This is a genomic window from Enterovibrio paralichthyis (assembly GCF_019209835.1).
Classification (GTDB): domain Bacteria; phylum Pseudomonadota; class Gammaproteobacteria; order Enterobacterales; family Vibrionaceae; genus Enterovibrio; species Enterovibrio paralichthyis.
In genome coordinates this window covers 1-15,667 of the sequence record NZ_JAHUTS010000024.1, presented here as the reverse complement: position 1 = coordinate 15,667, position 15,667 = coordinate 1, and the positions used below count along the sequence as shown (strand labels likewise).

The following is a 15,667-nucleotide window of genomic DNA, read 5'->3' as shown; positions in this document are numbered from 1 at the left end:
GAAAAAGGACAAGGAGAGCATCATGGAAGCGATTATTAACAAACTTTATGACCAGACGTCCCTGACGCAGGAAGAAAGCCATCAGCTGTTCGACACCATTATCAAAGGTGAACTCGACCCAATTTTGCTGGCATCTGCCCTCACGGCACTGAAAATCAAAGGCGAGACGCCGGAAGAGATCGCGGGGGCAGCATCGGCACTGACTGAAAACGCCAACCCATTCCCTTCACCAGACTATGAATTTGCCGATATCGTCGGCACGGGCGGCGACGGCGCAAACACCATCAACATCTCCACCACGGCGGCATTTGTCGCTGCAGCCTGCGGCGTAAAAGTGGCAAAACACGGCAACCGCGGTGTGTCGAGCAAATCCGGGTCTTCCGACTTGCTGGCAGCGTTTGGTATTGATCTGGCAATGAGCCCGGAAAACGCGCGAGGCGCATTGGACGACCTCGGTGTCTGCTTCCTGTTCGCACCGCAATACCACAGCGGTGTCCGCCACGCGATGCCGGTGCGCCAGACCATGAAAACCCGCACCATCTTTAATGTGCTTGGCCCCTTGATTAATCCGGCTAAGCCGACGCTGGAACTGATGGGTGTCTATGACCAGTCTCTGGTTCGCCCCATTGCGGAGACCATGCTGAACCTGGGTCTGAAACGCGCTGCCGTGGTTCATGGCAGTGGTCTGGATGAAGTCGCTATTCACGGCGAAACCACCGTTGCTGAAATCAAAGACGGCGTCATTTCAGAATACACCCTGACTCCGGCAGATTTCGGCGTTCAAACCTACCCGCTGGAAGCCATCAAAGGCGGCACACCGGAAGAAAACCGCGAGATCATCGCCAATGTATTGCAAGGTAAAGGCACTGACGCGCAGCAAGTAGCTGTCGCGATCAATGTCGCCCTGCTGCTTCGCCTGTTTGGACAGGAAGATCTCAAAGCTAACACGCAAAAAGCGCTGGAAGTGATGAATAGTGGTAAGCCCTATCAACTGGTTCAGCAACTCGCATCACGGAGCAATTAATGGAAACGGTACTGGCAAAAATAGTTGCAGACAAAAAAGAGTGGGTTGCCGCACGCAAGACAGCGCAGCCACTGGATAGTTTTATCAATGAGGTCGAACCAAGCGATCGCAGCTTTTACGATGCCCTGTCCGGCAAACCGGCGAAGTTTATCCTTGAATGCAAAAAGGCATCACCTTCGAAAGGCCTGATCCGCGACGATTTTGACCTTAATTACATCGCGGGTGTTTACGGCAATCATGCCGCCGCCATTTCTGTACTGACCGACGAAAAGTACTTTCAGGGAAACTTTGATTTTCTAACAGTAGTGCGTACTCAAGTACCCTGCCCTGTGCTTTGCAAAGACTTCATGATTGACACTTATCAGGTCTATCTGGCGCGATACCACCAAGCAGATGCCATTTTGTTGATGTTGTCAGTATTGAGTGACAATGAATACCGCGAACTGGCTGATGTGGCGCATTCGCTGAAACTCGGTGTGCTGACCGAAGTAAGCAATGACGAAGAGTTGGAACGCGCTATCGCACTTGATGCCAAGGTGGTTGGTATTAATAACCGCAACCTGCGCGATCTCAGCATCGACCTTAACCGCACCAAAGAGCTGGCGCCACGTTTGCCACAAGACCGCATCGTGATTTCAGAGTCGGGCATCTATACGCACCAGCAAATCCTTGAACTGGCTCCATTCGCTAACGGCTTTTTGATCGGCAGTTCACTGATGGCGGAAACCGATGTAGAGCAAGCGGTGCGCCGTGTGCTTTACGGTGACAACAAAGTGTGTGGCCTGACCCGCGCGGAAGATGCCAAAGCAGCCTATGACGCTTACGCCAACTACGGCGGCCTGATTTTCGTTGAGAAGTCACCACGCTACGTCGACTTGGATGCTGCACGCAAAGTGATGGAAGGTGCTCCTTTGCAATACGTTGGCGTGTTCCAAAACCACGACGTTGACCAAGTTGCTGACACTGCACAGACGTTGAATCTGGCGGCTGTTCAACTGCACGGCACCGAAGGCGCTGATTACATTGATGAATTGCGCAAGAAGCTGCCAGAAAACACCCAGATATGGAAAGCGCACGGTGTCAGTGACCAAGTACCTGAACTGCTCGACAACGTTGACCGCACTTTGCTCGATAGCAAAGTGGGCAATCAAAGCGGTGGCACGGGCTCCACGTTTGACTGGTCACTGATCCCAGATGATCGTAAAGACGCCATCATGATCGCAGGTGGATTGAACAGCGACAACGCCAAAGCGGCCGCAGAGTTAGGCTGCATTGGATTGGATTTTAACTCGGGCGTTGAAGACATGCCCGGGCTCAAAGATAAAGACAAATTGGACGCGGCCTTTTCGGCGCTCAGAGATTACTAAGGACTGTTATGACTAAGTTGAACGCCTATTTTGGTGAGTTTGGTGGACAGTATGTCCCGCAGATTCTGGTGCCAGCGCTCGATCAGCTGGAACAAGCGTTTATCGACGCACAAAACGACCCGGCATTTCAGGAAGAGTTTGTTTCTCTTCTTAAAGAATACGCTGGCCGACCAACTGCCCTAACCTTGTGTCGCAACCTGACCAAGGGCACCCAAACCAAGCTCTACCTAAAGCGTGAAGACCTACTTCACGGCGGCGCGCACAAAACCAATCAGGTGTTGGGTCAGGCGCTGTTGGCAAAACGCATGGGCAAAAAAGAGATCATCGCAGAAACCGGTGCAGGTCAGCACGGTGTCGCAACTGCACTGGCGTGTGCCCTTTTGGATCTGAAATGCCGTGTTTACATGGGCGCGAAAGACGTTGAACGTCAAAGCCCGAACGTATTCCGTATGAAGCTGATGGGCGCAGAAGTTATCCCCGTCCATTCCGGCTCATCCACGCTAAAAGATGCTTGTAACGAAGCGCTGCGCGACTGGTCAGCCAGCTATGAAGACGCGCACTACCTGCTGGGTACGGCCGCGGGCCCACACCCCTTCCCGACCATAGTGCGTGAATTCCAGAAAATGATTGGCGAAGAAACCAAGCAACAAATTCTGGAAAAAGAGGGCCGCTTACCGGACAACGTGATTGCCTGTGTGGGCGGTGGCTCGAATGCTATCGGCATGTTTGCTGACTTTATCGATGAAACTGAAGTGGGTTTGATTGGTGTGGAGCCAGCAGGCCTTGGCATTGATACCGACAAACACGGCGCGCCACTCAAACACGGCAAACTCGGCATTTTCTTTGGCATGAAATCGCCACTGATGCAGGATCCGAACGGTCAGGTTGAAGAGTCATACTCTGTATCTGCCGGTCTCGACTTCCCGTCCGTCGGCCCACAGCACGCCTACCTGAATTCAACCGGTCGCGCGCGATATGTTGCCATCACCGATGATGAGGCCTTGGATGCCTTCCAGGAGCTGGCAAGTCACGAGGGGATCATTCCTGCGCTTGAGTCCGCTCACGCGCTGGCGTATGCCCTGAAAATGGCCAAAGAGAATCCGGAAAAAGAGCAACTGCTGGTTGTGAACCTGTCAGGTCGCGGAGATAAAGATATCTTCACCGTGCACGACATTTTGAAAGAAAAAGGAGTGTTCTAATGGCTGTCACCTTGTCCCACCGCTATGAAGCGATGTTTGAGAAACTGGATGCCAAAGGTGAAGGTGCCTTCGTTCCTTTTGTCACCATCGGCGATCCAAATCCAACACAGTCACTGCGTGTGATTGAAACCCTGATTGAAAATGGCGCAGATGCCTTAGAGCTCGGTATTCCGTTTTCCGACCCACTGGCGGACGGCCCAACCATTCAGGGTGCCACAATCCGCGCGCTGGACGCCGGAACCACACCGGATAATTGTTTCGACATATTGAAACAAGTGCGTAAGCGTCATCCAGATATCCCAATGGGTCTGCTGATGTACGCCAACCTGGTGTTTGCCAACGGCATCGACACTTTCTACGCCAAGTGCGCAGAGGCGGGTGTTGATTCTGTTCTGATTGCCGATGTGCCTGCGGGTGAATCAGCTGAGTTTCGTGAATCTGCGGCCAAGCACGGCGTGCACGCTATCTTTATTGCACCACCAAATGCCAATGAAGAAACCCTGAAAACCATCTCTGAGCTTGGTGGCGGTTACACCTACCTGCTCTCCCGCGCCGGTGTGACGGGCACCGAGTCCAAAGCCGGAAAGCCTATCGATCACTTGTTGGCGAAACTTTCTGAATACGGCGCGGCGCGTCCACTGCTCGGCTTTGGTATTTCTGAGCCTGCACAGGTACAGGAAGCCATTAACGCTGGCGCCGCAGGTGCAATTTCAGGCTCGGCAGTGGTCAAAATCATTGAACGTAACGTGAATGACGAAACCAACATGCTCAAAGAACTGGGGGAGTTTGTGTCCGGCATGAAAGCGGCAACCAAGAAGTAATCCCGAAAATTCGCCCCCTTCCAGGCCAGCGACATGCTGGCCTTTTTCATCTCGAAACAGTTCTCTTTGGCGTTTGGATTTTATCTGTTGTGAGAATTCGGTAAACTCGACGGTCTAACTGATGAAGCCCTGCTTTTTCTGGGCAACAAGGACACGTAACTGAATGAAACAGCTTCTCGACTTTATTCCGCTAATCATATTCTTTGCGCTCTATAAGATGTACGACATCTATACCGCAACAGGCGCGCTGATTGTTGCCACCATAATTCAAGTTGCGGTGACCTGGTTCCTCTACAAAAAAGTGGAAAAGATGCAAATTGTCACGGCCATATTGGTAGCAGTATTTGGCGGTATGACCCTGTTTTTCCAGGATGACAATTTCATCAAATGGAAAGTCACCATCGTATATGTTCTGTTTGCAGCCGGATTGGTCGTTTCCCAATTGATGGGTAAGCCATTGATTAAAGGTATGCTGGGCAAAGAAATTACGCTGCCGGATTCAGTATGGCGCAACATCAATAATGCATGGGTAGCGTTTTTTGCTGTATTAGCTGTATTGAACGTTTACGTGGCTTACAGAATGCCACTGGATGTCTGGGTTAACTTTAAGGTCTTTGGTTTAATGGCGCTGACACTGGTCTTCACACTGGCCAGCGGCGTGTATATCTACAAACACCTCCCTAAAGAAAAAGAATCAGATTCTGAGTAATACTTTTTGCTGCGCTATAGGGTGACTCTGTCACCCTCTTTTCGTTGTACATTTCTGGAAATTAACGATGTCGGAAAACAATAACTGCCCGCGCGGACAACTGCTTCTGCGTACACTTGCGATGCCCGCTGACACCAACGCCAACGGCGATATTTTTGGTGGTTGGATCATGTCTCAACTGGACTTGGCCGGCGCTATTCTCGCCAAAGAGATCTCCCATGGCCGAGTGGTTACGGTTTCGGTTCAAGAAATCGTATTCAAAACACCGGTTTCTGTTGGCGACGTTGTATGCTGCTACGGCGAATGCACCCGAATTGGACGTACATCCATGTCCGTTGGTTTAGAGGTGTGGGTTAAGCCCGTCGCTACCGATGGCGTGGGTAACCGACGCAAAGTGTGTGAAGCCACTTTCAATTATGTTGCTATTGATGGTGATGGCCGTCCAAGAGCGATAAATAAGTCATAAATCAGAAAAAGTTGTCTGCGCTATGCTTTAGCCTTGCATACAATAGGCCAAGTAGCAGAATCGCCGAGACGCGGGAGATCATAAAATGTGGTACGTCATTTTTTCACAAGACGTTGAAAACAGTTTGCCTTTGCGCATGCAAGTCAGAGAACAACACCTCGCCCGCTTACGCGATCTCGACGCACAAGGTCGCTTGTTGGTGGCGGGCCCTAACCCGGCGGTTGACAGCGAAGACCCTGGTGAGGCGGGTTTTACCGGATCAACCGTGATTGCAAAGTTTGACAGCCTTGAAGACGCAAAACGTTGGGCTGATGCTGACCCATATATCGATGCAGGCGTTTATAAAGACGTGATCGTCAAGCCATTCAAAAAAGTGTTGCCTGCGTAACGCACAGACTAGAAAAGATAGGAAATTTTGATGCGTAAGTCTTTAATAACAGGACGTTTCCTTTTTGCTGGCACCGTTGCATTGGTGCTTTCTGCATGTTCCAGCACGTCTGATTTGGAAATCGCTGAAACTTTTGCAGCCCAACGCGCTGATATGCTGAGCAAGATTGTTCCTGTTCAAATGAACGGTTACAACCTTGTTCGCGCAAAAGCAAACAGTACGGAAATTGAGTTGACGCTTCTATACTCAGGCAGTGGTGACATTGCCCCTGCAGCGCTCGCTGAGAAGCTGGAAAAAACCTACTGTACCGACACAGAAATTGAATCGTTGATGGAAAAAGGCGTTCAATACAAATTGCTGTTCCGTGATTCCCGTGGCCGACCAGTTCTCGAGCACATCATCACCAACTCAGATTGCGAACAATACCAGAAATAGCCAAAAGCCCGCAGCAGCGGGCTTTTTAGTGCTTATTTTTCCACATGAAAGCCATTGAGGAATGCTAGTACCTTCTCCCTTGACATTTCACAGGGTTTCAACGACCAAACATCATCTATCAAATAGAAATTTCCACTGACAAAGTCACTACCGGACAAGGCTTCGGCGAATACCTTCACTGCGTGACCGTTACTGTAGCGGTTTATCGATAATCCCCATTTTTCACCCAGATAGCGGACAATATGATGGCCGCTTTCAAGGGCATTGATACGCTGAAATGCATCCATGATGACACCAAAGTGATTAGCCCTGATGTTTAAAATGCATCACTTTCAGGGCGCTGTCTGTATCAATATCTTCAAATTCCGGTGGATTCTCAAGACGTGACATAAACGCAAACTCGGGCGCAAGCTCTGCCATCTGATCAGTTAAAAATTCCGGTTTCACATCCGGCGCATTGACACATGCCAGTACATTACCACCTTTCGCAACCAGTTCCGGCAAACGGCGTAGGATTTTCGCGTAATCTTTAGTCAACACAAAGCTGCCTTTCTGAAATGAAGGCGGGTCAATGATCACCAAATCATAAGGGCCAAACTTTTTCACTTTGCCCCAGGATTTGAAGAGCTCATGACCGAGGAAGCTCACTTTACTTACATCATGTTGGTTCAGGTGATGGTTTTCACGGCCTCGGGACAGCGACGATTTCGCCATATCCAGGTTCACGACTTTCTCTGCACCACCTTCAATGGCTGCAACAGAAAAACCGCAAGTGTAAGCAAACAGATTGAGCACACGTTTGCCTTGAGCATGCTCTTTAACCCATTGGCGTCCCAGACGCATATCCAGGAACAGGCCATTGTTCTGACGACGCCCCAAATCCAGTCGGTAGTTCAGGCCATTTTCAATAACCTCCGTTTGATCTGGCATTTCACCCACCAGCACTTCCGTTTCTGCCCCTTCACGGTCACGGTGCTGCAAAACAACCGTACGCCCGCCAATACGCTGCCAAACTTCGCTGTTACACAGACTAGTAACACCTACTTTTAGCTCGGCGTAGAACTCAGGCTCCGCTTCCTTGAATACGGCTATTTGCAGAATGCCATTGCCCAGCCAGTCAGCAGTGATCTGCTCCAAGCCTTCGTAACAGCGGCCACGTCCATGGAAAACACGTCGCACTTCATTGGTCGTGTCATTCAGTCGCTCAGTAACAACGCGGAAAAAAATAGGTAGCGCCGCTGGCTGCATCATTCTGTCGTTTCCTTTTCCATCGTAAAAACTTGAATCGGCTCTTGGGAAATCGGTGTGCCGCTCAGTTGTAAATTTGCAAAACCGCTGCAGCGGCGGTTACGTCCGCGAGCCTGTTTCTTTTTCAATTGACGTCTAAGGTTTCCCAATGACCAAAAGCGGCTGGAACCGCCGGATTTTCTTAACATGCGTGTCTTCTTGTGTTTGAGCGCCATTTTTGACTCCGTGCGACTTCCATCCATGGAGTACATAAACATCATTTTTTGTGGGGTAGTGTCGGCCAGGTCAACGTTTCTGGGCTTTCCCATTCGGTTGGTAGTTCTGGCCAATACTCACCGACAGATGGCAATTGCTTAAATGAAAAATGTTCGTTGCGGTGGGTAAACTGAAGCGCATAGGCGTGCAGGTAACCACGGTCAGCATCTGCGCCACTGTAGATCTCATCCCCAAGGATAGAAGCACCAACGCTTTTCAGAGCGACGCGGATTTGGTGGGTTTTTCCCGTGTAAGGTTTACAAAGGAACAGACGTTTCCCGTCACCACCAGCGGTGGAAAAAAACTGTGTCACCGCAGGGTTGGTTTTGGTCGGAAGCAGCTTCCACATCGAACGGCGGCTTTTTGTCATGTCACCAATGATGGTGCCCTGCTTTTTACCCGGTTTTTTAGCTGACAGCGCCAGATAAAACTTCTGGACAGTTTTTTCCGCAAACATCGCAGACAGCGCCGATGCAGCCTGTTGATGACGGCCAAGCAGAAGCAAACCAGATGTCATTTTGTCCAGACGGTGAATAAGATAGAGCTTGTCGTCGCCCGTTTGCTGGGCCACAGCAGCCAACAACGGCTGATCATTATCGTCTTTATGAACGCTGACCCCCGGGTGTTTATCGATAACCAGAAAATCATCGTTCTGAAAAACCAGACTGAACATGAAACGACCTGTAACGTTGAAAAATCAGCGCAGAGTGTAATGATTTAGGGGAAATGAATAAAGCGCAGCATTGGCAGAAAGAAAAATCCCCGGCTTTTAACCGGGGACAGTATTCTCAACTTTTTATTTGAACATTGGCCAGAGGAAAACCAGCGCCATCAAAATTGGGCAGACTACGCGCACATAGGTCGGCCACACTTTCCAGAACAGGCTGTGTTCCAGTTCCGGGTTGCCCTGGGAAAGCTCCTCCAACACCTGGTTGCGCTTCCAAATCCAACCGGCAATCAATGCCATGATAAGACCCAGAATTGGCTGCATGTACTCGGTAGTCACACTGATCACCAGACCAAACATCGAACCAAAGTTAAAGATGATGAGTGCAGAGAACAAAGCAATCGCACCGCCAATCCACCAAACCACCGTCTTACGGTCTTTTTTCAGTTCTTCAGACGCGCAGGATACTGGCACTTCCAGCATTGAAATGGATGAAGTCAGTGCCGCGATGACCATCAGGGCAAAGAATGCCACCCCAACAATCAGCCCTGCACCACCCATGGTGTCAAATAACGCTGGCAACACGTTGAACACCAGAGTATCACCATCCAACAGTGCACCAGCTTCGTTGTATATCTGCACGCCGTTGTGCTGCGCCGCAAACATAGCAGGCAGGATGAGCAAACCCGCGACAAAAGCGACACCAGTATCCAACAGCGCAACTTGTGCAGCAGTTTTTGGCAGATCAGCATCTTTGCGCAGGTATGAGCCGTAAACCATCATGGTGCAAACGCCGATAGAAAGTGAGAAAAACGCCTGCCCCATTGCACTCACCAACAGATCGGGTGAAAGGTGCGACATATCCGGTACCAGGTACATTTTCAGACCGTCAACCGCGCCTGGTTGGAACAAGGTGTAAACAACCATCAGGATAAACAGCACAAACAGCACAGGCATCAGACGGCTTGACCATTTTTCAATACCGTCGGCAACGCCATTACGCACTACTAAGATAGTGAGGAGCATGAACAGCACCATCAATACCAAGTTACGCTCGGTACTGAAACCTTCGAGCCAAGCCGCAGCGCTGTCAAAACCAATTGCGCTGAGTAGTGGGCCAATCAGGAAACCAAAGAACCAGCCAGCAACGATGGAGTAAAAACTCAAAATTCCGCTTACACCGAGCATACCAGCGATACCCACCGCTGAGCCCAACGCTTTATTTCGTGGCGCCACAGAAATCAGGGAACGAATAGGGTTAGAAGCACCGTAACGACCAATCGTCAGTTCAGCCACCAGTAACGGATAAGCCAGGACGAAAACCATCACCAGATATGTAATTAGAAATACTGCACCACCATTGCTGGCGGCCTGTGTAGGGAAACCCCAAATGTTACCTAAACCCACTGCGGAGCCCGCAGCGGCAAGGATAAATCCTAAACGGGAAGAAAACTGGGCTCTATTACCGCTTGCCATAATCACTCTCTACTTCTGAAGATTTTGATGTTGTATCCATCCCCAGCATCTTTTTACCTTTCCTTGGTAACTCCCCGCCGGGCTGTAAATATTAATTTACAGTAGACATGTTTCCTGTTTTCGAAACAGGCATGGCAAGTAAACCAGTAAAAGAATAAAATTTGAAGCGATCGCGCTATATTTTTCGACCAAGCAACATATTTGCCTATCAAAAAACCTCACCTCGTTACTTTATAAAAACCATATTGCAATTAATTCGTAACAACTGTTTATATTTCACTCGGAACGCCTGCCGTCAAATTCTCTGTTTGCGAATTTGTGACATTAATTTCGGTGCATCGAGTCACCTAACCCTCTATATTGGAGTTTCATCCGAGCTAAGTGGATTGAAATGGAAAAGATTTATCAGTTTATTGTCTGGGCTAGCATCTTCTTTTACTGGCTGTTAATTGCCGGTGTCACTATCCGTGTGGTTCTAAAACGTCGCGCCCTTGGTGTTTCTATTGCGTGGTTGATGATTATTTACATCATCCCTATTGTCGGTGTGATCCTCTATTTGCTTTTCGGCGAGCTGAATCTTGGAAGGAAGCGAGCCGAGCGGGCCAAAGCGATGTTTGCTCCCTATGGCGAATGGATGGAAACAGTCAATGAATGTGAAGCGCATCGCCCCCAACATCAAAGTTTCCTGGCTCGTCCTGTGCATGACTTGTGTCTGCGCCGGGCAGGTATTCCTGCACTCGCGGGCAACCAACTGACATTATTCAAAGAAACTGCAGATATCTTGCGCAACATCGCCAATGATGTGAGAAACGCTGAACACTCGGTCAATATGGTGTTCTACATCTGGCATCCTGGCGGACACGCTGACGACGTCGCACAGGCTGTTTGTGAGGCCGCGAGACGTGGCGTAACAGTGCGGTTATTGCTCGACTCCGCCGGCAGTAAAACCTTTTTCCGAAGCCACTGGCCTGACGCTATGCGAAAAGCCGGGGTTGAATTGATTGAAGCCTTGGCTGTAAGCCCAGCACGTATGTTCCTGAGAAGGCTTGATATCCGCCAACACAGAAAAGTTGTCGTCATCGACAACAAGATTGGCTACACAGGTTCAATGAATTTGGTCGACCCACGTTTTTTCAAACAAAATGCGGGCGTTGGCCAATGGGTGGACATTATGGTTCGAACCGAAGGCCCTGCTGTACCTGTGTTGAACAGCATTTTTTCCTGGGACTGGGAAGTTGAAACCGGTCTTCGCTATTTGCCAGAACTGCCGCAGTGCACCTTGGTCTCAGAACATCACCACGCCAATCACTCGGTACAGATTGCTCCTTCTGGACCAGGCATGCCCGACGGTATCATCCAGCAAGTACTTATGCTGGCCATTCATCAAGCAAAAAAATGTCTGACAATTACCACACCTTATTTGGTGCCCAGTGAAAGCTTACTCAGCGCTCTCCAAACGACGGCGCAACGCGGTGTTACAGTTAATATTATTGTGCCAGCGAAGAACGATAGCTTAATGGTGGAATGGGCAAGCCGTTCATTCTTTAACGACATGCTACGCGCAGGTATCAATATTTATCGATTTAATGGCGGTCTCCTCCACACCAAATCTGTCATGGTAGACAGCAAGTTTTGCCTTATCGGAACGGTGAATTTGGACATGCGCAGTCTTTGGCTTAATTTTGAATTGACGCTATGCGTAGATGACCCGGAGTTTTGCGCAGAAATTACCGCACTACATGAGTCTTATATCCTTGACTCAACACTGATTAATCAGGACGACTGGGCCAAACGATCCCTGTTGAACCGACCCGTTGAACAGTTCTTTTACATGTTTAGTCCTTTGCTGTAAAAGCGCTGGATTTGTAGGCAATACCAAAAATGTACTCAGAATAATCAAGTATTTACAATCTATTACAAATTAATTGTCTCTTAAAAAAAGCCTCCTAAATTGACAATAGGTCGCAAAGCAAGCGCTAGTGGTTACTTTGTGACCGAGAAACCATGGCACACATCTCATTAATGAGACTGATGTAAAATTATCATCCAGTGTATTTCTTTTTGTTTCATATGCTTACGGTGATCGTTCAAAATTAGCGCTGGTCAGTTTGGTTTCAATCTGATACTGCCCAGCAGATTAGACTTACTTTTGATTCTGAATGTAATATGCGCCCACTAATAACTCGAATAACAATAGTGATAAACGTGTATATTCAATCGGAACTCAGTTTTCTGTGTAGACTGGTTGCGCTGAAAGCGGCAAAGTGCCGTCATGATTGGCTTGAGCAACAGGGTGTGGCATTAAGTTCTGAGCAGGCAATTACTATTGCAGCAGTGGCAGAAAAAGGTGAACTAAGACAGGGTGAGTTGATGGGCTTATCCTACTTGGCCAGTGAAAAATCCAAAGTGAGCCGCGTAGTTCAAGGACTTGTTTTGGATGGCATCGTATATCGACGTGATGATATTCACGACCGACGCTCCAAAATCCTGACGCTGACAGACAAAGGTATGGAGCTGGCCAGCCTGTTAAAGCAAGCCGATGAGCAACATCAAACCGTCGTTAACACCACGATTTCAAACGAAGATCTCGCATCAATTCGATCGACGTTAAACAAAATCGCCCAAGCAATTTGACGACATGGCCCGAGCACTGCTCGGGCTTTTTTATGCTGTAAAACTTGTAAAACTCACAAAAATTACCGTATTAAATACGAGAAAAAAGATCTGTTTTTAACTCAAAATCTTGCGAATTATTCGCGTTATAACGTGACATTTAGCACTCTGCACACCTTTCCGTGAGTCTACACTCAAAGAGCAAATAGGGGATGATGCATGGGGATAACGTTATGCTGGCACGACATAGGAAATATCTTTTAAAAGATACAAAGCAACTTCACGCCCACGTCCAGGTTAATCCTACGGGGTTATTGGAAGTGGAAATTCCAAGTCAAAAACAAAGCCACACTGCCGAGTTCGAGCATTTACGGTTCGAACGCAGCGGCCGGGTTACAAAACTGGTCGGCAAACATACGTCAAATGGCAAACCTGTTCATTGGCAACTCCCACTTGCCAATGATGATGCCCAGGAATTGGAGCATCTAATTGACGAGGCCGCAGAAGAATTAGAGATATTGATGCGAGACCTCTAAAACAACACTGAAATAGCCTCCTCCTTGGCGCTGCAAATGCAGCACTTTTTTTATTCAAACCCAATGAAATCAACATCAAGTTACGTCGAATTCATTGACATCAAAGACGTTATCTACGCCAAACGACGAATGTACTTTTGAGGCCACTCTGGTAAAATGCGCCGAAATTTAAACATGAGCATGACGAGAGCAAACTATGCCAATGTATGTAGTGGGTCATAAGATCCCAGACTCTGATTCAATCTGTGGTGCAATCGCACTTGCCTATCTGAAAAACCAAATCGGCGAACCAGCAGTAGCAACTCGCTTGGGCGACATTTCTCCGGAAACAGCGTTCATTCTGGAGCGTTTTGGCTTCGAAGCGCCAGAGCTGAAACTGAGCTACGCGGGCGAAGAAGTTTACATCGTCGACCACTCAGAACTGACTCAAGCACCGGACGACATCGCTGACGCAACAATTGTTGGTATTGTCGACCACCACAAACTGGGCGATCTGACCACCTCTACCCCACTGGAGTGCTGGATCCGTCCTGTTGGTTGTTCAAACACCGTTATCAAAATGATGTACGATTTCTACGGCGTTGAAATTCCAAAAGAAATCGCAGGTATCATGCTGTGTGCAATCCTGAGCGACACGGTTATTTTCAAGTCACCGACTTGTACTACCGCTGACATTCGCTGTGTCGAAGACCTGGCGAAAATCGCAGGTATTGAAGATTTCGAAGCGCTGGGCATGGAAATGTTCAACGTGAAATCTGCAGTTGCAGGCACGCCAATCCGCGATCTGGTAATGCGTGATTACAAAGATTTCAATATGAACGGTAACCTGGTTGGTATCGGCCAACTGGAAGTTGTTGACCTGTCTGTGTTTGATGAAATCAAAGCAGAACTGGAAGCCGACATTGCTGTACTGAAAGAAGAAGGCAGCCGCCACACAGTAATGCTGCTTCTGACTGACATCATGAAAGAAGGCTCTGAACTGCTGGTTATTTCTGATGACGTTGCTGTGGTTGAACGCGCCTACGGTAAAGAAACAGAAAACGGCCGTGTATGGCTGGACGGCGTGCTAAGCCGCAAAAAACAAGTTGTTCCACCACTGCAAGACGCATTCGCGTAAGCACAGGAATAGGGATATCAAGGGCAGGTTTTTAACCTGCCCTTTTTTGTAACGAGCTTACGCTGATGTATCACCACTTGTGGTTGATAAAAGTTCAAAAGTAGCCACTGAACACTATTGAACCAGATCACATTTTTGTGCATAATTCGCGCAACTTTTGCGAGGAGTACGAAATGATCACCAAAGTCACAAAACGTGTAGCAAACTATGGTCCAATGGTAGCACTGATCAGTGCCACAGTAGGCTTCACCCTTTTCAATGCAATGTATTGGGGCGGCGTACTATAAAGCGCCAAGGCATAAGGATGTGCAGTGTTTCTCCCCCCTCACTAAGCCCTCCCCTCCCCAGATTCGCAAAACGTCGAACCACAAAAGCTTAAATGCTATTAACTCTCTCAATAGAAAAGACATTTCTTGAAATGAGATCTCCCCCACTTGCGTTTGTTTAGTTGCCTGATAGTGTTATTTACCAGTTTTAGTAAACTTTTACTGGATTTTTATTTATGGACACTATCGCATACTCGGACTTTGCAAAGTTAGACATTCGCACAGGGAAAATCATCGACGTCGCACGTCATCAAAACGCTGACAAGCTTTATATCGTTAAAATCGATATTGGCGAGAAGACACTACAGACCGTCACAAGCCTGGTGCCTTATTACACCGAGGAGGAGTTATTGGGGAAACAGGTTGTCGTACTCTGCAACCTCGCTAAAGCTAAAATGCGCGGAGAGACCTCAGAATGTATGTTGCTGTGCGCAGAAACAGAAGATGAATCGGAAAGTGTTTTGCTGACACCGGAGCGCTTAATGCCGCCGGGTATAAAGATTGTTTAGCCCGTTTCTATAAGCTCAAAACGAAAAAACCCGAGCATCTCTGCTCGGGTTTCGAATATGGCGGTGAGGGAGGGATTCGAACCCTCGATACGTTGCCGTATACACACTTTCCAGGCGTGCTCCTTCAGCCACTCGGACACCTCACCATATTGTTCGTTGGACTTTGCGTCCCAACGGGGCGCTACTATAGTTAGTAGAACGTTCGACGTCAATGGGTTACTTTCATTTACGCATTCACATGAATACTTATCGAACAAATCAGCTTGAATTGAATCCAAAACTATTCTTTGTGACCCAATATCTACTATCGAGGCTTCTCACCCTCCCACAAGATTTCGCTTTCCATAAGCCCAAAACGAGAAAACCCGAGCATCTCTGCTCGGATTTTGAATATGGCGGTGAGGGAGGGATTATTCGTCGTTCCACTCCTCACCCCTTCGGGGCCGTCGGCAAGCCGACGTTGCGCGGCTTCGCCGCTGTGCGAACCCTGTCGAGGCTTCTCACCCTCCCA

18 protein-coding genes, 1 tRNA gene and 1 other RNA gene are annotated in these 15,667 nt (G+C 48.6%); 13 read left to right on the top strand and 7 right to left on the bottom strand.

The features are described 5' to 3' along the window. Positions 1-22: 22 nt before the first annotated feature. The 8 genes from trpD (at position 23) to gspS2 (ending at position 6,409) form a co-directional block, all read left to right on the top strand. Complete coding sequence (trpD, locus tag KU854_RS20075; protein ID WP_218360114.1) at positions 23-1,024, top strand: anthranilate phosphoribosyltransferase; 1,002 nt, start codon at positions 23-25, stop codon at positions 1,022-1,024. Continuing rightward, the gene (gene trpCF / locus KU854_RS20070) at positions 1,024-2,391 is read left to right on the top strand and encodes a bifunctional indole-3-glycerol-phosphate synthase TrpC/phosphoribosylanthranilate isomerase TrpF (RefSeq protein WP_218360113.1); all 1,368 of its coding nucleotides are present in this window, start codon (positions 1,024-1,026) and stop codon (positions 2,389-2,391) included. Before trpD ends, trpCF begins: the two co-directional genes overlap by 1 nt. 8 nt (positions 2,392-2,399) lie before the next feature. Beyond that, on the top strand, positions 2,400-3,590 hold the full coding sequence (trpB, locus tag KU854_RS20065; RefSeq protein ID WP_218360112.1) for a tryptophan synthase subunit beta: 1,191 nt from the start codon (positions 2,400-2,402) through the stop codon (positions 3,588-3,590). Further along, complete coding sequence (gene trpA / locus KU854_RS20060; protein ID WP_218360111.1) at positions 3,590-4,411, top strand: tryptophan synthase subunit alpha; 822 nt, start codon at positions 3,590-3,592, stop codon at positions 4,409-4,411. Before trpB ends, trpA begins: the two co-directional genes overlap by 1 nt. A 163-nt stretch (positions 4,412-4,574) precedes the next feature. Further along, entirely contained in the window at positions 4,575-5,120 is a 546-nt protein-coding gene (locus KU854_RS20055) for a septation protein A (protein WP_218360110.1), read from the top strand. Between the two features lie 67 nt (positions 5,121-5,187). After that, on the top strand, positions 5,188-5,586 hold the full coding sequence (gene yciA / locus KU854_RS20050; protein ID WP_054778897.1) for an acyl-CoA thioester hydrolase YciA: 399 nt from the start codon (positions 5,188-5,190) through the stop codon (positions 5,584-5,586). A gap of 85 nt (positions 5,587-5,671) precedes the next feature. Beyond that, the gene (locus KU854_RS20045; RefSeq protein WP_054778896.1) at positions 5,672-5,974 is read left to right on the top strand and encodes a YciI family protein; all 303 of its coding nucleotides are present in this window, start codon (positions 5,672-5,674) and stop codon (positions 5,972-5,974) included. A gap of 30 nt (positions 5,975-6,004) precedes the next feature. Next, positions 6,005-6,409 carry a type II secretion system pilot lipoprotein GspS-beta gene (gspS2, locus tag KU854_RS20040; RefSeq protein WP_054778895.1) on the top strand — a complete coding sequence of 135 codons (405 nt, stop codon included), beginning with the start codon at positions 6,005-6,007 and terminating at the stop codon, positions 6,407-6,409. Between the two features lie 32 nt (positions 6,410-6,441). Here gspS2 and KU854_RS20035 read toward each other — a convergent pair whose 3' ends face one another. From KU854_RS20035 to KU854_RS20015, 5 genes are all read right to left on the bottom strand, one after another. Then, the gene (locus KU854_RS20035; RefSeq protein WP_218360109.1) at positions 6,442-6,696 is read right to left on the bottom strand and encodes a glutathione S-transferase family protein; all 255 of its coding nucleotides are present in this window, start codon (positions 6,694-6,696) and stop codon (positions 6,442-6,444) included. Positions 6,697-6,712: 16 nt separating this feature from the next. Beyond that, a complete protein-coding gene (locus KU854_RS20030) occupies positions 6,713-7,660 on the bottom strand; it encodes a class I SAM-dependent methyltransferase (protein WP_218360108.1) in 948 nt (315 codons plus the stop codon). Then, positions 7,657-7,872 (bottom strand): hypothetical protein, encoded by a 216-nt coding sequence (locus tag KU854_RS20025; protein ID WP_255555658.1) that lies wholly within the window; start codon positions 7,870-7,872, stop codon positions 7,657-7,659. Before KU854_RS20025 ends, KU854_RS20030 begins: the two co-directional genes overlap by 4 nt. A gap of 41 nt (positions 7,873-7,913) precedes the next feature. Beyond that, positions 7,914-8,585, bottom strand: coding sequence for a TIGR01621 family pseudouridine synthase (locus KU854_RS20020; protein ID WP_218360107.1), 672 nt, complete (start codon positions 8,583-8,585; stop codon positions 7,914-7,916). Positions 8,586-8,708: 123 nt separating this feature from the next. Next, the gene (locus KU854_RS20015) at positions 8,709-10,055 is read right to left on the bottom strand and encodes a sodium-dependent transporter (protein ID WP_218360106.1); all 1,347 of its coding nucleotides are present in this window, start codon (positions 10,053-10,055) and stop codon (positions 8,709-8,711) included. Between the two features lie 391 nt (positions 10,056-10,446). Here KU854_RS20015 and cls point away from each other — a divergent pair, with 391 nt between their 5' ends. The 5 genes from cls to KU854_RS19990 all read left to right on the top strand — a co-directional run bounded on the left by cls (position 10,447) and on the right by KU854_RS19990 (position 15,156). Further along, positions 10,447-11,907, top strand: coding sequence for a cardiolipin synthase (gene cls, locus KU854_RS20010; protein WP_218360105.1), 1,461 nt, complete (start codon positions 10,447-10,449; stop codon positions 11,905-11,907). Between the two features lie 443 nt (positions 11,908-12,350). Further along, entirely contained in the window at positions 12,351-12,689 is a 339-nt protein-coding gene (locus tag KU854_RS20005) for a MarR family winged helix-turn-helix transcriptional regulator (protein ID WP_336245270.1), read from the top strand. Between the two features lie 212 nt (positions 12,690-12,901). Then, entirely contained in the window at positions 12,902-13,204 is a 303-nt protein-coding gene (locus KU854_RS20000; protein ID WP_218360104.1) for a hypothetical protein, read from the top strand. A 196-nt stretch (positions 13,205-13,400) separates the two neighbouring features. Then, positions 13,401-14,321 carry a manganese-dependent inorganic pyrophosphatase gene (locus KU854_RS19995; protein ID WP_218360103.1) on the top strand — a complete coding sequence of 307 codons (921 nt, stop codon included), beginning with the start codon at positions 13,401-13,403 and terminating at the stop codon, positions 14,319-14,321. A gap of 502 nt (positions 14,322-14,823) precedes the next feature. Beyond that, a complete protein-coding gene (locus tag KU854_RS19990) occupies positions 14,824-15,156 on the top strand; it encodes a tRNA-binding protein (protein WP_218360102.1) in 333 nt (110 codons plus the stop codon). A gap of 58 nt (positions 15,157-15,214) precedes the next feature. Here KU854_RS19990 and KU854_RS19985 read toward each other — a convergent pair. Together KU854_RS19985 and KU854_RS19980 are read right to left on the bottom strand one after the other, a co-directional pair. Next, positions 15,215-15,302, bottom strand: a tRNA-Ser gene (locus tag KU854_RS19985). A 247-nt stretch (positions 15,303-15,549) separates the two neighbouring features. Then, positions 15,550-15,666: non-coding RNA, RtT sRNA (locus KU854_RS19980), on the bottom strand. Position 15,667 lies beyond the last annotated feature (1 nt).

Excerpts from the sequence above, each read along its gene's own strand:
- gspS2 (WP_054778895.1), top strand. The coding sequence starts at position 6,005 with ATGCGTAAGTCTTTAATAACAGGACGTTTCCTTTTTGCTGGCACCGTT.
- KU854_RS20025 (WP_255555658.1), bottom strand. The coding sequence starts at position 7,872 with ATGGCGCTCAAACACAAGAAGACACGCATGTTAAGAAAATCCGGCGGT.
- KU854_RS20000 (WP_218360104.1), top strand. The coding sequence starts at position 12,902 with ATGCTGGCACGACATAGGAAATATCTTTTAAAAGATACAAAGCAACTT.
- KU854_RS20020 (WP_218360107.1), bottom strand. The coding sequence starts at position 8,585 with ATGTTCAGTCTGGTTTTTCAGAACGATGATTTTCTGGTTATCGATAAA.
- KU854_RS19990 (WP_218360102.1), top strand. The coding sequence starts at position 14,824 with ATGGACACTATCGCATACTCGGACTTTGCAAAGTTAGACATTCGCACA.
- trpD (WP_218360114.1), top strand. The coding sequence starts at position 23 with ATGGAAGCGATTATTAACAAACTTTATGACCAGACGTCCCTGACGCAG.
- cls (WP_218360105.1), top strand. The coding sequence starts at position 10,447 with ATGGAAAAGATTTATCAGTTTATTGTCTGGGCTAGCATCTTCTTTTAC.
- KU854_RS20030 (WP_218360108.1), bottom strand. The coding sequence starts at position 7,660 with ATGATGCAGCCAGCGGCGCTACCTATTTTTTTCCGCGTTGTTACTGAG.
- trpA (WP_218360111.1), top strand. The coding sequence starts at position 3,590 with ATGGCTGTCACCTTGTCCCACCGCTATGAAGCGATGTTTGAGAAACTG.
- trpB (WP_218360112.1), top strand. The coding sequence starts at position 2,400 with ATGACTAAGTTGAACGCCTATTTTGGTGAGTTTGGTGGACAGTATGTC.
- KU854_RS20055 (WP_218360110.1), top strand. The coding sequence starts at position 4,575 with ATGAAACAGCTTCTCGACTTTATTCCGCTAATCATATTCTTTGCGCTC.
- KU854_RS20045 (WP_054778896.1), top strand. The coding sequence starts at position 5,672 with ATGTGGTACGTCATTTTTTCACAAGACGTTGAAAACAGTTTGCCTTTG.
- trpCF (WP_218360113.1), top strand. The coding sequence starts at position 1,024 with ATGGAAACGGTACTGGCAAAAATAGTTGCAGACAAAAAAGAGTGGGTT.
- KU854_RS20035 (WP_218360109.1), bottom strand. The coding sequence starts at position 6,696 with ATGGATGCATTTCAGCGTATCAATGCCCTTGAAAGCGGCCATCATATT.
- KU854_RS20015 (WP_218360106.1), bottom strand. The coding sequence starts at position 10,055 with ATGGCAAGCGGTAATAGAGCCCAGTTTTCTTCCCGTTTAGGATTTATC.
- yciA (WP_054778897.1), top strand. The coding sequence starts at position 5,188 with ATGTCGGAAAACAATAACTGCCCGCGCGGACAACTGCTTCTGCGTACA.
- KU854_RS19995 (WP_218360103.1), top strand. The coding sequence starts at position 13,401 with ATGCCAATGTATGTAGTGGGTCATAAGATCCCAGACTCTGATTCAATC.